The organism is Streptomyces sp. NPDC087859 (assembly GCF_044742595.1).
Taxonomy (GTDB): Bacteria; Actinomycetota; Actinomycetes; order Streptomycetales; family Streptomycetaceae; genus Streptomyces; species Streptomyces canus_F.
In genome coordinates this window covers 269,088-283,913 of record NZ_JBIUUU010000005.1, presented here as the reverse complement: position 1 = coordinate 283,913, position 14,826 = coordinate 269,088, and the positions used below count along the sequence as shown (strand labels likewise).

11 protein-coding genes are annotated in these 14,826 nt (G+C 70.7%); 10 read left to right on the top strand and 1 reads right to left on the bottom strand.

Features of this window, described 5'->3' with window-relative positions:
* The first annotated feature begins 7 nt into the window (after nt 1-7).
* From grpE to ACIOHP_RS13885, 10 genes are all read left to right on the top strand, one after another.
* Nucleotides 8-577, top strand: coding sequence for a nucleotide exchange factor GrpE (gene grpE, locus ACIOHP_RS13930; RefSeq protein WP_401886945.1), 570 nt, complete (start codon nt 8-10; stop codon nt 575-577).
* Nucleotides 578-583: 6 nt separating this feature from the next.
* Nucleotides 584-1,522 carry a DnaJ C-terminal domain-containing protein gene (locus ACIOHP_RS13925; RefSeq protein ID WP_401886943.1) on the top strand — a complete coding sequence of 313 codons (939 nt, stop codon included), beginning with the start codon at nt 584-586 and terminating at the stop codon, nt 1,520-1,522.
* Complete coding sequence (locus tag ACIOHP_RS13920; RefSeq protein ID WP_401886940.1) at nt 1,522-1,890, top strand: chaperone modulator CbpM; 369 nt, start codon at nt 1,522-1,524, stop codon at nt 1,888-1,890. The genes ACIOHP_RS13925 and ACIOHP_RS13920 overlap by 1 nt, the downstream gene beginning before the upstream one ends.
* Entirely contained in the window at nt 1,881-4,520 is a 2,640-nt protein-coding gene (gene clpB, locus ACIOHP_RS13915; protein WP_401886937.1) for an ATP-dependent chaperone ClpB, read from the top strand. Before ACIOHP_RS13920 ends, clpB begins: the two co-directional genes overlap by 10 nt.
* Nucleotides 4,517-4,963: a thioredoxin gene (trxA, locus tag ACIOHP_RS13910; protein WP_361554517.1), complete on the top strand. Its 447-nt coding sequence runs from the start codon at nt 4,517-4,519 to the stop codon at nt 4,961-4,963. Before clpB ends, trxA begins: the two co-directional genes overlap by 4 nt.
* A 5-nt stretch (nt 4,964-4,968) precedes the next feature.
* Nucleotides 4,969-5,232, top strand: a complete 264-nt coding sequence (locus ACIOHP_RS13905; RefSeq protein ID WP_361554514.1) for a UBP-type zinc finger domain-containing protein — start codon at nt 4,969-4,971, stop codon at nt 5,230-5,232.
* Nucleotides 5,232-7,013 (top strand): FAD-dependent oxidoreductase, encoded by a 1,782-nt coding sequence (locus tag ACIOHP_RS13900; RefSeq protein ID WP_401886932.1) that lies wholly within the window; start codon nt 5,232-5,234, stop codon nt 7,011-7,013. Before ACIOHP_RS13905 ends, ACIOHP_RS13900 begins: the two co-directional genes overlap by 1 nt.
* 364 nt (nt 7,014-7,377) lie before the next feature.
* Complete coding sequence (locus ACIOHP_RS13895) at nt 7,378-8,430, top strand: hypothetical protein (RefSeq protein WP_401886929.1); 1,053 nt, start codon at nt 7,378-7,380, stop codon at nt 8,428-8,430.
* Between the two features lie 446 nt (nt 8,431-8,876).
* The gene (locus ACIOHP_RS13890) at nt 8,877-11,048 is read left to right on the top strand and encodes an FUSC family protein (protein WP_401886927.1); all 2,172 of its coding nucleotides are present in this window, start codon (nt 8,877-8,879) and stop codon (nt 11,046-11,048) included.
* Between the two features lie 713 nt (nt 11,049-11,761).
* A complete protein-coding gene (locus ACIOHP_RS13885; RefSeq protein ID WP_401886924.1) occupies nt 11,762-12,799 on the top strand; it encodes an acetate/propionate family kinase in 1,038 nt (345 codons plus the stop codon).
* Nucleotides 12,800-13,037: 238 nt separating this feature from the next.
* Here ACIOHP_RS13885 and ACIOHP_RS13880 read toward each other — a convergent pair whose 3' ends face one another.
* Nucleotides 13,038-14,822: a ThuA domain-containing protein gene (locus ACIOHP_RS13880; RefSeq protein ID WP_401886921.1), complete on the bottom strand. Its 1,785-nt coding sequence runs from the start codon at nt 14,820-14,822 to the stop codon at nt 13,038-13,040.
* Nucleotides 14,823-14,826 lie beyond the last annotated feature (4 nt).

Sequence of the window (14,826 nt, the reverse complement as noted above, 5' to 3'; positions counted from 1 at the left end):
GCCCACCATGTCCATCCCACCCCGGGGCCGAGAGTCCGACCCGCCGCCGGAAGGCGCCGTACAGCCGCCGCGCGAGGACCGTACGCAGCCCGGGCAGCCGGCCGAACAGGCCGAGCCGGGGCCCGACGCCGCACCCGACGACGAGTACGCGGCCGCGCTGCGCGAGGCCGAGGACCGCTGGCGCCGTGCCCTGGCCGACCTCGACAACCTGCGCAAACGCCATGCCAGGGAGCTGAAGGGACAGGCCGCGGCCGAACGCGCCCGTACGGCTGCGGCCTTCCTGCCCGTCATCGACAACCTGGAACTCGCCCTGAGCCACGCGGCCGCCGACCCCGGTGCGATCGTCGAAGGTGTCCGGGCCGTGCGTGACCAGGCCGTGAACGTCCTGGAGCGGCTGGGCTACCCCCGCCATGAGGAGATTGGCGTGCCGTTCGACCCGGCACGGCACGAGGTGGTCGGAGTGATCCAGGAACCCGACGCCGATCCGAACACCGTGGTCCAGGTGCTGCGACCCGGCTACGGCGACGCCGAGCGGCAGCTGCGGCCTGCCGCCGTGACCGTCGCCAAACGGGAGTGAGCGGCCATGGCACGCGACTTCTACGAGGTGCTCGGAGTTCCGCGCACCGCCGACCGGGACGAGATCCAGCGGGCCTATCGCACCCTGGCCCGCAAGCACCACCCCGACGTCAACAAGGATCCCCAGGCCGAGGAGCGGTTCAAGGAGGTCAACGAGGCCTTCAGCGTCCTGTCCGATCCCGAGCAGCGAGCCCGCTACGACCGCTTCGGCGAGGACTTCCGGAAGGTCCCGGAGGACTGGGAGGAACGGGTCGCCGCCGGTGCCGGCGCGGGAGCCGGCAGCGGTTCCCGGTGGTCCACCGGGAGCGGCCCCCACGTCCGGTGGACCACCAGCGGCTTCGGCACGGAGGGCGTCGACGTCGACGACCTGTTCGGCTCGCTTTTCGGGGGCTCCGGGCGCATGCGTGTCCCCGGAGCCGACCAGGAGGCCGAACTGCCGCTCACCGTCGAGGAGGCCTACCGCGGAGGCCGGCGCACCGTCACCCTCGCCGGGCCCGACGGGCAGCGGCGCTACGAGGTGGACGTACCGCCCGGCGTCACCGACGGCCGGCGCATCCGGCTGGCAGGCGAGGGCGGCCGCGGCAGCGGCGACGCTTCCGCGGGGGATCTGTATCTGCGGGTGCGGATCCAGCCGCACCCCCAGTTCCGCCTCGAGGGCCGGGACGTGTACGTGAACCTTCCGGTCACCCCCTGGGAGGCCGCGCTGGGCGCGACAGTTCCGGTGCCCACGCCGAGCGGTGCCACGGCGAAGGTGACCGTGCCCGCCGGGTCCTCCAGCGGACGGCGCCTGCGGCTGCGCGGCGAGGGCATGCCGGGCCAGCGCGACGCGAACGGAGACCTGTACGCGGAGCTGCGGATCATGGTGCCGCCTCAGCTGAACGACCGGGAGCGCGAGCTGCTGGAGGAACTAGCCGCTGTCTCCTCGTTCGACCCCAGGAGGACGTGATGAGCAACCGACCGGCCGAGGCCCGCCGCTCCCCCACACACACGACCGAGGTGGGCGCGCGGTACGCGATCGTGCCCGTGCCCAAGCTCTCGCTGGAGACCGTGGCCCGCCGCTCAGGCCTCCATCCCGACCTGATCCGTCGGTTCGTGGCCCTCGGACTGGTGGACGCCGGCCCGGACGCCTCGGGACGGCTGGTGTTCGCCCCCACGGCCCCGGCCGCCCTGGCCCGCGTCCAGCGGTTGCGCACCGGGCTGTGCCTGAACTACGCATCCCTCGGTCTGGTGCTCGACCTGCTCGACCGCATCAGCCTGCTCGAAGCCGCACTGCGGCGTGCAGGCATGAGGAGTGATCTACCACCATGGACATGAACCGCCTGACCCAGAAGTCACAGGAAACCCTGCAGGAGGCGCAGAGCGCCGCCGGCAGCCTGGGCCACACCGAGGTCGACGGCGAGCATCTGCTGCTCGCCCTCCTCGACCAGGAGGAGGGCCTGATCCCTCGGCTGCTGCAGCAGGCGGGCACCGAGCCCGAGAAGTTGCGCGCGGCCGTACGCGAGGAACTCTCCCGTCGGCCCAAGGTGACCGGCCCGGGCGCGGCGCCGGGCCAGGTCTTCGTCACCCAGCGCCTGGCCCGGCTGCTGGACACGGCCGAGCGGGAGGCCAAACGACTCAAGGACGAGTACGTGTCCGTGGAGCACCTGCTGCTGGCCCTGGCGGAGGAGGGCTCGGCGACCGCCGCCGGGCGGCTACTGAAGGAGCACGGCGTGACCCGGGATTCGTTCCTGAGCGCGCTCACCAAGGTCCGCGGCAACCAGCGGGTGACCTCCGCCAACCCCGAGGTGGCCTACGAGGCCCTGGAGAAGTACGGCCGCGACCTCGTCGTCGAGGCTCGGTCCGGACGGCTGGACCCCGTCATCGGCCGGGACGCCGAGATCCGCCGCGTCACCCAGATCCTCAGCCGCAAGTCCAAGAACAACCCCGTCCTCATCGGCGACCCCGGCGTCGGCAAGACCGCCATCGTCGAGGGTCTCGCCCAGCGCATCGTCCGCGGCGACGTGCCCGAGGGCCTGCGCGACAAGGTCGTCTTCGCCCTCGACATGGGCTCCCTGGTCGCCGGCGCCAAGTACCGCGGCGAGTTCGAGGAACGCCTCAAGGCCGTGCTGTCCGAGGTCAAGGCCGCCCAGGGACGCATCCTGCTCTTCGTCGACGAACTGCACACCGTCGTCGGCGCGGGCGCCGCCGAAGGGGCCATGGACGCGGGCAACATGCTCAAGCCGATGCTCGCCCGCGGCGAACTCCACATGATCGGCGCGACCACCCTCGACGAGTACCGCAAGCACATCGAGAAGGACGCCGCCCTCGAACGCCGCTTCCAGCAGGTCCTGGTCGACGAACCCAGTGTGGAGGACACCATCTCCATCCTGCGCGGCCTGCGCGAACGCCTCGAGGTCTTCCACGGCGTCAAGATCCAGGACACCTCGCTGGTCGCGGCGGCGACGCTCTCCCACCGCTACATCACCGACCGCTTCCTGCCCGACAAGGCCATCGACCTCGTCGACGAGGCCTGCGCCCGGCTGCGTACCGAGATCGACTCCATGCCCGCCGAACTCGACGAGATCACCCGCCGCGTCACCCGCCTGGAGATCGAGGAAGCCGCCCTGTCCAAGGAGACCGACCCCGCCAGCAAGTCCCGCCTGGAGGAACTGCGCAGGGAACTGGCCGACCTGCGCGGCGAGGCCGACGCCAAACACGCCCAGTGGGAGGCCGAACGGCAGGCGATCCGCCGCGTGCAGGAACTGCGCCAGGAACTGGAACAGGTCCGCCTCGAGGCGGAGGAGGCCGAACGCGCCTACGACCTGAACCGCGCCGCCGAACTCCGCTACGGCCGCCTCCAGGACCTGGAACGCCGGCTCACCGCCGAGGAGGAACAACTGGCCGCCAAACAAGGCCAGAACCGGCTGCTGCGCGAGGTCGTCACCGAGGAGGAGATCGCCGAGATCGTCGCCGCCTGGACCGGCATCCCCGTCGCCCGCCTCCAGGAGGGCGAACGCGAGAAGCTGCTGCGCCTCGACGAGATCCTGCGCGAGCGCGTCATCGGCCAGGACGAGGCCGTCAAGCTCGTCGCCGACGCCATCATCCGCGCCCGCTCGGGCATCCGCGACCCGCGCCGCCCCATCGGCTCGTTCATCTTCCTCGGCCCCACCGGCGTCGGAAAGACCGAGCTGGCCAAGACCCTCGCGGCGGCCCTGTTCGACTCCGAGGAGAACATGGTCCGCCTCGACATGAGCGAGTACCAGGAGCGGCACACCGTCAGCCGGCTCATGGGCGCACCACCCGGATACGTCGGCTACGAGGAAGGCGGCCAGCTCACCGAGGCCGTACGCCGCAAGCCGTACTCGGTCGTGCTGTTCGACGAGATCGAGAAGGCGCACACCGACGTCTTCAACACCCTGCTGCAAGTCCTGGACGACGGTCGTATCACCGACTCCCAGGGGCGCACCGTCGACTTCCGCAACACCGTGATCATCATGACGTCCAACATCGGCTCCGAGCACCTCCTCGACGGCGCCACCGCCGAGGGCGAGATCAAGCCGGACGCCCGCGCCCTGGTGATGGGCGAGCTGCGCGGGCACTTCCGCCCGGAGTTCCTCAACCGCGTCGACGACATCGTGCTCTTCAAGCCGCTCGGCGAGCGGCAGATCGAGCGGATCGTGGAGCTGCAGTTCGACGAACTGCGCCGCCGCCTCGCCGAACGCCGCATCACCGTCGAACTCACCGACTCGGCCCGCGAGTTGATCGCCCACCAGGGCTACGACCCGGTGTACGGGGCACGGCCGCTGCGACGTTACATCTCCCACGAGGTCGAGACACTCGTCGGACGCGCCCTGCTGCGCGGCGACGTCCAGGACGGCGCACGAGTCCGCGTCGACGCCGAGCACGGAGAACTGGTGGTCACCTACGACCAGCCCGAGGACGCGCAGGGAGCGAGGGCGGCATGAGTACCGTGCAAGCCACCACCGTCACCTGCCCTCACTGCGGGCGCACCAACCGCGTGCCGGTGGCCGCCGAGGGCCGCCCCACCTGCGGCAACTGCAAGCAGCCGCTGCCGTGGATCGCCGACGCGGGCGACGACGACTTCACCAACGTCGTCGAGCAGGCCACCGTCCCCGTCGTCGTCGACCTGTGGGCCACCTGGTGCGGCCCCTGCCGCATGGTCAGCCCCGCGCTCGAGAAGGTCGCCACCGATCTGGCAGGAACGATCAAGCTCGTCAAGGTCGACATCGACAAGAACCCGCGCCTGGCCCAGCGGTTCGAGGTCCAGGCGGTACCGACGCTGCTGGTCCTCGACAAGGGACAGACCATCGCCCGGCAGGCGGGTGCCGCACCCGCCCCTGCCCTGCGGCGGTGGGTGGAGCAGTCGATCGCGGCCCGGGAAGGGTGATCCACATGACCCTGCACGCAGACCCCCACCTCGCGCTGGTCCGGCCGGTCCAGCCACTGACCCCAGAAGGGTGCCAGGAGTGTCTGCTGCTCGGCTCCCCGTGGGTCCACCTCAGGCTCTGCCTGACCTGTGGCCACGTCGGCTGCTGCGACTCCTCACCGAACAAGCACGCCCGTAAGCACGCAGCTGCCGACGCCCATCCGATCGTGCAGTCGTTCGAGCCCGGCGAGGACTGGCGGTGGTGCTACATCCATGAGGCGTTCGCGTGATGCCCGGCGACGAGACGCGGCCCGGCGCAGCGCCGGTGCCCGACGAGGAGGAGGAGAGCGTCCCCTTCGAGACGCCTGACATCTACGGCGCCTATCCCCGCCTGTCGGACGACCAGATCGCCCGCCTGGCGCAGCATGGCCGGCGGCGCGCTGTCGACGCCGGTGACGTGCTGATCCGGGAGGACGAGCGGTGCGAGGTGTTCTACGTGGTCCTCAGTGGTTCGCTCGCCGTCGTCGAGGGTTACGGCACGCCCGGTGAACGCCTGCTGCGGGTGCACGGCCCTGGCCGCTTCATCGGCGAACTCGGCCTCCTCAACGGACAGGTGGCCTTCTACACCGCAGTAGTCAGGGACCCCGGCGAGATCCTCGCCCTGTCCATGGACCAGCTGCGTGACCTGGTGACCCGTGACTCCGCCCTTGGTGATGCGGTGCTGCGCGCCTGCCTGGGCCGCCGTGCTCTGCTCGTCGGGCAGGGCGCCGGGTTCCGCATCATCGGCTCGCGCTACTCGCCCGACACCCGGCGGCTGCGCGAATTCGCCGCCCGCAACCGGCTGCCGCACCGCTGGATCGATCTGGAGGCGGACGAGGAGGCCGAGGCGCTGCTGCGTCGCTTCGGGGTCGGCCCGGAGCAGACGCCGCTGGTGATCTGGCGGGACACGACCCTGCTGCGCAATCCGAGCAACGCCGAACTGGCCCGGTTCATCGGCCTGCCGGCCCTGGAAGCGGGCAACGGCCGCGGCGATCTCCTCATTGTCGGCTCCGGCCCGGCCGGTCTCGCCGCCGCGGTGAACGCCGCCTCGGAAGGCCTCGGCACGACCGTGGTCGAGGCGCTGGCCACCGGCGGCCAGGCCGGGACGTCGTCCCGCATCGAGAATCTGCTCGGCTTCCCTTCCGGCATCTCCGGCGCCGAACTCACCGAGCGCGCCGTGCTCCAGGCGGAAAAGTTCGGCGCTCGGATCAGCATCCCGGCGGAGGCGGCCCGGCTCGAACGGCGGGACGGCCACTACGCCGTCGGGTTCGCCGACGGCAGCGAGGTCACCGCCCGTACCGTCGTCCTGGCCACCGGTGCCCGCTACCGCCGCCTCGATGTGCCCGGCATCGAGCCGTTGGAGGGCGCGAGCGTGCACTACTCGGCGACCGTCTACGAGGCCCAGCAGTGCCGTACCGACCCGGTGGCGGTGGTCGGCGGCGGCAACTCCGCAGGCCAGGCGGTGCTCTTCCTGGCCGGGTACGCACCGCAGGTGTTGCTGCTCGTCCGTGGGCCGAGCCTCGAGGCGCACATGTCCCGCTACCTGATCGATCAGATCGAGCGGCACCCCCGAGTGCGAGTGCTGCTGCACACCGAGGTGACCGAGGCACTCGGCGACAAGACGCTGGAGGCGGTCACCGTGGTCGACCACCGTACGGGCGAGCACCGCCACCTCGAGGTGCGGGCCCTGTTCGTCTTCACCGGCGCCGATCCGCACACCGGTTGGCTGTCCGGTGTGCTCGCCCTCGACGCGCGCGGCTTCGTGCTCACCGGCGCGGAGGCACAGGCCTGCTCCGTTCCTGAACTCTGGCAGAGCCAGGGCCGCGACTGCCTGACGTTGGAGACCAGCCTGCCCGGTGTCTTCGCCGCCGGCGACCTCCGCAGCGGCTCGGTGAAGCGCGTGGCCTCCGCGGTCGGCGAAGGCGCGATGAGCATCCACTTCGTGCACCGCTACCTGGGGCACACGGCCACGCCCGGCGGCACCGACACCTCCCCGCACACCCGTCCGAAACAGTCCGCTTGGCTCGCATGAAGCCCTGCGGGCGACGAGAGCACAAGAAGGAGAAGGAGTCGATGGCCATGGCCACGCCCGTCCGACGCCACCGTGGTGGCGCGCTGCAGGACAGGCCAGTTGGCTGGGCACGTAATCCACTGACGGAGTTCGAGGCCGAGGCGGAGCGGGTGTTCGCGTGACGCACGCGGTCGTGTCCCGGTGGTGGCCGCGGCCCCCGTGCTGGGAAGCCGAGGAGATCCGCGGTACCGCCTGCGCCTGCCGGCGGAAGCCAGCGTGTCACACAGCGTCGCCGTTACCCCGGGGGCATCCTGGGCACTTCGATCGCGGGGCAGTCGGCGAGGAGGGTCCAGTCATGCGGGTGTCGTCTCAGGACGTTACGGTCGTGGCTCTCCTTGCCGATCCGGACGCGCCGACGGAGGTCGCGCGACGCTTGGCCCGGACACTTTCTGCTCGGCTCTCCGACAAGTCGGGCCAGGGGCGACGGTTCGATGTCGAGGTGGTCAGTGAGCCCTTCACCTCCGGGACGGAGGACCCGCCCACCTTGATGCGCCGGATCATGGACCGTGGGAGTGCGGAGAACTGGGACATCGTTGTGGCCCTCACCGACCTTCCGCTGCACTCACACGGCCGCAGGCTCGCCGTGAATCTGGATCACGAACACGGCTTGGCACTGCTCTCTCTTCCTTCGCTGGGGGGCTTGCGGCTGCAGACGAGGGCCCGGCGGGCCGTCGAAGAAGCCGTGCTTGGTTTGGCGGGTCCGCAAACCACGGGATCTGAAGGACCTCCGCGAAGTCAGCCGCGTGAGAAGGGGACAGACGATCTTCGATACGTCGTCGGCGGGCCGCGCGGTTACCTGCGGGTGCTCGTCGGTATGGTCCGCGCCAACCGGCCGTGGCGGTTGGTGCCGGGCTTGTCGAAAGCCCTGGCGGCCGCGCTCGCCACGGGAGCGGTCGCCACCGTGAACTCCACCGTCTGGAGCCTGGCCGCGTCCCTGAGCACGCCACGCCTCGTGATCGCCATGGCAGGGTCTGTTGCGATCATGATCGGCTGGCTGATCGTGGACGCGGAGCTGTGGCATCGGTCAGCGGATAGGTCGCGGGAGGCGAAGCAGAGGGCGCGGCTCTACAACGCCTCGACGGTCGTGACCGTGGGTATCGGGGTGCTCGTCTGCTACGTGGGTTTGATGGTCATCAACTGGGTGTGGGCGCTGTTCATCCTCAACGACCAAGTCTTTGCTTCCGCGACACGAAACCCGCTGCACGCCGAGGAGTACTTGACGTTGTCCTGGTTCGTCGCTTCGGTCGCCACCGTGGGCGGCGCGCTGGGTTCAGGCTTGGAGAGCGACGAGGCGATCCGGGCAGCCGCCTACTCCAAACGCGAACAGGAACGTCGTCGCACGCTCGAGGACGACCATGGTGACCAGTCGTCGAAGTGAACCGGTACCGGCGAAAACGGCTTCCGGGCGCGCGGGGTATGGCCGCTCACCGCTGGCCGGCGTACCGGTCATCACACGCGGCGGGCGACGCACAGCGGAAGGCCGAGCATGACAGCGACAGCGACGCGATGTGCCTCGGCGGGCTGATCATGGCGAGGACGGGGTGGGTGTTGCCCCGGTAGGGCAGGTCCTCGCCGCTTCCTGGCTCGCTTCGCGACCGTCGTCGGCTGTCCGTACCGGCAGAAGACTCGTTCGAAGCCAGCGGCCGCTGGGCCGACCGTGCGGCGCCGGGGTGTGGTCATCGATCGCCCTGTACGTGAGGGTGCCAGGTCGGCCGGCGGGTGCAGGTGGCGGCCCGGGGGCGCGCGTCCGCAGAGCGCGGCACCGTCAGGAGGCGGCGGCTCGGCCGGCGCGACCCGGCGGGGCGTTCCGGCTAGGCTCACAGCGTGAGGTGGCTGCGGACCTTCGGGGAGGTCGTGCGATCAGGGCTCACGATCGAGGAGACGCGGCTGGAGCCCCTGCTCGCGCTGCGCACGGCCGCTGGGGTGGCGATCGTCATCGGCTCGGCGCTGTGGCTGGTCTCCCCTGCGTATGCCGCGTCCGCCGCCCTCGGTGCCTTCTCTGCGGGTGGGGCCACCTTCCAGCGCACCTGGCGTCCGCGCAAGGTGATCGCGCTCGGTGCGGGTGCCGGTCTGGCGCTCAGTACCTTCGTGGGCTACCTGGCGGCGGGGCGACTCGTGACGTTCCTCCCTCTGCTGGCCGTATGGGCCTTTGCCGCGGGGATGGCGTGGGCCCTCGGATCGACCGCTGGGATCGTCGCGGCGACGACGGTCGGCAGCATGCTGGTGACCATCACCCTGCCCACGAGTGTCGGACGAGCCCTGGAGCACGCCGGGGTCATCGCGCTCGGGGGCGTGGTGCAGGCCGTGCTGATCCTGCTGTTCCCGATCCGCCGTTGGGGGGCGCATCGTGACGCGCTCGCCGACGCCCTGGCCGCCGTGGCGGACTACGCCCGCCGTCTGCGGCACGACCCCACCGCCCCGTTCGAACCGGAGCCGTTGATGACGGCCCGGGACGCGGCTGCCGTGACGCCCTCACAGGCCCGCACCCGTCCCCCCGTCCTTCACGGCCCCCGGGGCCTCGCCGAGCGCATTCTGCCGGTCGTCGCCGCGCTCGCCGACCCCGACGTCGGCGCCCCGGTGGAGGGGCCCGGGCGGGACCGCGCACGGGAGTTGCTCGACGCGGCTGCCAGTGTCCTGGATGCGGCCGCCCGTACGGTCCGACGTGGTATTCCCGCCGAGGTGCCGGCCGGGACCACGGAAGTCCTGCACATCGACGAGGAGCACGAGGTGCTGGAGGGGCCCGCGCGGCAGGCCGCCGAACGGCTCGTGGAACTGCTCGCCGAGACGTTGGAGATCGCCGGGAGCGGCGGCGCGCGCGACAAAGTGCCTACGCTGCGCGGACCCGATAGCGCCCAGTTCCTGGTGCGTCCGACCATGTTCCGTCTGCTCCCGGTCGTCATCCGGGCGGTCCGCCGTGAGCTCCGCCGGGACTCACCCGTGTTCCGGCACGCCGTCCGCCTGGCGGCGGTGGCCACGCTCGGCTATCTGATCGCTTCCCGGCTACCCGTGGACCACGGCTACTGGGCGCCCATCGCCTCGGTGATGGTGATGCGGCCGGACTTCCACCGGACGTACGCGCGTGCGGTGGCCCGTCTCGCCGGGACCCTGGCGGGAGTCGCGATCGCCACCGGGATGGTGCAGGCTCTGGGGCCGGACGCCCAGGTGTTCGGCGCGCTGGCGGTGGTCTCGGCGGGCCTGTCGTACACGCTGCTTCGTACCGGCTACGCCTACTCCCAGTGCTTCACCGCCGCGTATGTCGTCTTCCTGCTCGGCATGGGCGGGCAGGCATGGGAGCAGACAGTCCCGGAGCGGGTGGTGCTCACCCTGCTCGGCGGGGCTCTGGCAATGCTGGCGTACGTGATGTTCCCCGCATGGGAGACCCTCCGGCTGTCGGGCCGGCTTGCGGACTGGCTCGCCGCCAATGGCCGCTACGCGGCCGCCGTGCTCCGCAGCTACGCCGAACCGACTCGGGAGCATCGCGCCGACATGCGCAGGGCTCTGTTGGCGAGCAGGGAGGCACGTGCCGCCTGGCAGGACGCCTACGACCAGGCGAGGCAGGAACCGGTCCGCCCCAGGGGGCTGACGGCGCGCGAGGCGGAGGAGGCGCAGGAGGCTCTCAAGGGGTTCGACCGGGCGGCGATGGTCATGGAGAGCCACGTCCCGCGGGCCGACAGCCGCTTCGCCCCCGAGGCGGAGCGGCTCGCCGACGCTCTGGAGACGGACATCGCACAGGCGGCGGTCGACGTGCGCGAGCACAGGAATCCGGACTGGGAGCGTGTGGAGGAGGCGCTCCGCGCGTGGGAGGACGCCGGGGACCGGAGCCCGGTGCTACGGCGCGGGGCGGAACTGCAGAAGCAGGCCCTGGAGGACCTCGCGGCAGCTGTATACCGCACGCCCCTGGAACGGGACGTCGGCTCAGCTCGCGAGGAACAACGGGTGCGGGCGGCCGTGGCCGCGGAAGATGACGGATCAGGGCCCGCGCACCGAGGTGGGTGAGGGCTCCGGCGGCGAACAAGCTGATCGACGTGGCCCACCTGGCCGAAACGTCGGCACCCGCCCGGAGGACGACGACTGGCGTATGGGCGTCTCCCTCACCGACCTGCCAAGCCAGGAGGAACACAACCCGGCCCGCACCGAGGCCGATTCTGAGCACAGGGCTCGCTCTGTGCCGCGCTGGCCTGGGCTCCCGGCGTCCGCGGCGCTGGCTGCGGCAGACGGCGGCCGGCGTCGTCAGGCACAGGCCACGCAGGACGAAGACCTCTGGTTCCCCGTTGCCGGCCGACGGGCGCTTGGGAAGGAATCCAGACACGAGCGCTACGCGATGCCAGGGCTGAGCACGTCCACCGGATCCTGGGCATGGTGCGCGCCGTGGCGGACGTCTTCGCCATCGCGGCCGTCGGGTTCGTCAACGGCACGGCCTGGCAGGTCGTCACTGCTGGGTCCCGGGACGTCCGCGACCTGCCGAGTTCTTACCGTTCCGCGAGCAGAGGCGGAGACTCTGCGCTGCCGGAGTGGCGCGAAGCGATGCGGGGAACCCGGGCTGAGCCCGCTGCTCCATGACGGGCGCACCGTGCCGGAGGACGCGAGTGCCCTGGAGGTGTGTGATGAGTCCTGACCGCTCCCCCGCGAGCCGTGATGGTTACGTATTGGTCCTCGATGCCGGATCTTCGAGTCTTCACATCGCTCTGTTCGCGGCGGACGGTGAACGGGTGGCGGATCGAGACGCCTCGGAGCCCCCTGGGCCCGCAGCGGCGGCGGAACTGCGGGACTTCCTCACCGAGGTCCCCGCTCCTGCGGCGGTTGGTCACCGCATCGTCCACAGCGGTCCGCACCTGACTGGGCACACGCTGATCGACGCACGCGTACGGGCTCTGCTGGCGGATGTCGCGGATCTCGCGCCGCTGCACGTGACCCCCGCTCTGCCTGTGGTCGATGCCGCACAAGAACTCCTGCCCGACGTTCCTCATGTCGCCTGCTTCGACACTGTCTTTCACAGGGATCTGCCGGCACCGGCGCGCACGTACGCCGTGCCGGAACGTTGGCGAGCCGAACACGGGCTGCGCCGGTACGGCTTCCACGGGCTTTCCTACGCGTGGGCATTGGAGAGGACGGCTCAGGCCCTGGGACGACCCGTCGGCATCCTCCAGGTCGTACTCGTGCACCTGGGCGGAGGCTGCTCGGCGTGCGCCGTCCGGAACGGACGCAGCGTGGACACCACGATGGGCCTTACGCCGCTGGAGGGCCTGGTGATGAGTCGGCGCAGTGGCAGCCTCGACCCCGGCGCGCTGCTGTGGCTGCAGCGGCGACACGGTCTGAGCACGGACGAATTGGATGACGCACTGCACCGGCATTCCGGTCTGCTCGGCCTCTCCGGTACCTCGGGTGACACCCGGGACCTGGTGCGCGCCCGCGCGGAGGGTGATGCCGCGGCCGCATTGGCGCTGGCGACGTTCACACTCAGCTGCCGCAGGGGCATCGCCTCGATGGCCGCCTCGCTGGACCGGCTGGACGCGCTGGTCTTCACCGGGGAGATCGGCGAAGACCAGCCCGAGGTACGCGAGGAGATCTGCTCGGCCCTGACTGTTCTCGGTGTACGAGGCGGGCTGCTCGTCCCCGACCTGGAAGATCTGATGCGGGAAGGCATTCGACGCATCGATCATCCGGGGAGCAGTGTCCCGGTCCTCGTGGTCGCGACCGGCGAAACCCAGCAGATCGCCGCCGAGACCCGACGGGTGCTCGACATGTGATCACAGCGGGCCTCAGCCGGCACGACCGCGCGGTCCCGACTGCGAGCTGAAGCCGACTACGACCAGCACCGGAGTGGATGGGCGCCGCGCCGGGGGCGCGTTCATGGAACGGGCCCCCGGCGAACGCCCTTCCCGCGACCAGACGTAATACGGCCGGATGCCGAACGGCATGTGCTGTAGCGGCGGGCGTACCCGCCGCTACAGCACGTTGACCGGGGTTTCCGGGGGCCTCAGTGGGTCAGGGGAGGGTCCATTTCTGGTTGGGGCCGGTGTGGCAGGTCCACAGATGGACCGGGGTGCCGTCGTTCCAGGTACCGCCGGAGGCATCAAGACACTTGCCGGACTGCGGATTACGGACCGTCCCGTCCGACTGCGGCGCCCACCGCTGCGCTCCCGTGCCGTTGCACGTCCACAACTGGATCTTCGTGCCGTCGGCACTGGCCCCACCGGACACGTCCAGGCACTTGCCCAACGCCCGCACCGAACCGTCCGAAGCGACCGTCCAGCTCTGGGCACCGCTGCCGTTGCACGTCCACAACTGCACCTGCGTACCGTCCGCCGTCCCCGCATTGTTCACGTCGAGACACTTGCCGTTGACGCCCTTCACCGGGCCCGACACGGGGCCGGGAGGGGTGTCGTTCTCCGCGTCGATCCGGATGTTGCGGAACGCGACGTCGTCGCCGTCGCCGTGGTTCTGGAGGCCGATGTAGCCCTGCTGGAGGCTGCGGGCGGGGTCGGTGTTGGTGAAGTCGTTGATCTTGTCTCCGTTGAGGAAGATCTCCAGTCGTTCGCCGGTGACGCGGAGTTCGTACGTGTTCCACTCCCCCGGCGGGTTCAGTGCCGCGTCGCGTGCCGCGAGGTCGGCGGACCGGAACCCGTACACGGCGCCGGTGGTCCGGTCGGACGCGTCGGTGGCGTCGATCTGGATCTCGTACCCGTTGTTCACTGCGGACCAGGGGTCGTCGGAGGCGGGGAAGCCGAGGAAGACGCCGGAGTTGTCGTCGCCCGCGGCTTTCCAGTCGAGCTTGAGCGAGTAGTCGCCGGTGAACTCCTTGGCCGCGTACCAGAGCATGCCCAGGCCGCCGTAGGAGCTGAGGCTGCCGTCGGCGGTGAGGGTGAAGCCTCCGGGACCCGCCTGCCGCCAGCCGTTGGTGGAGGAGCCGTCGAACAGTTTGGTGTAGCCGTTCTCCGGGCGGCAGTCCGCCTGGGTCATACCCGCGGCCCAGCGAATGCCCCCCAGGAGGTGTCGCCGGAAGGCGGGGTCGCTGTACGACTCTTCGGTGTGACCGCCGCCGGTGTAGAACGAGCGGCCTCCTCGGTAGTCCTTGCACCATGCGATCGGGTGGTCGCCGGACATGTTCCCGCCGGTGTAGCTGGACTCGTCGAGGGAGGCGAGCACGTGTGCGGTGGTGCGGGGGTTGGTGCGGTAGTTGTACCACTCGTCGGTGCGCTGCCAGGTGGTGCCGAGGTGGGCGGTGGCGTCGTGGGCCCGGTCCTCGATCTTGACGGTGGCCGGCTGAATGGCGGGGTGGGAGTGGAACAGGGCGCCGGCCAGGCCTTCGTAGAAGGGCCAGTCGTACTCGGTGTCGGCGGCGGCGTGGATGCCGACGTATCCGCCGCCGGCGTTGATGTACTGCTCGAAGGCGGTCTCCTGGGCGCTGCCGAGGACGTCTCCGGTCGTGGAGAGGAAGACGACCGCCTTGTACTGGCCGAGGTTGGCGGAGGTGAAGGCCTGGGGGTCCTCCGTGGCGTCCACGGTGAAGTTGTTGGCCGCGCCGAGGGCTCGCAGTGCCGCGACGCCCTCGTCGATGGAGGAGTGCCGGAAGCCCGCGGTGCGGGAGAACACGAGGATCTTGTACGCCGGGTCGGCCGCCGCGGCGGTCGCGGCGAGGGCGGCCGGTTCCGCCTGGCGGGTGGTGCCGGCGGGCTGGTCCGTCCGTTCGGGTACGGCGGTGGCTTGCGGGGTCAGGCAGAGCAGGAGGCCGGTGAACAGGCCGATGGCCGCTGTGAGTCGCGTACGCATGTCA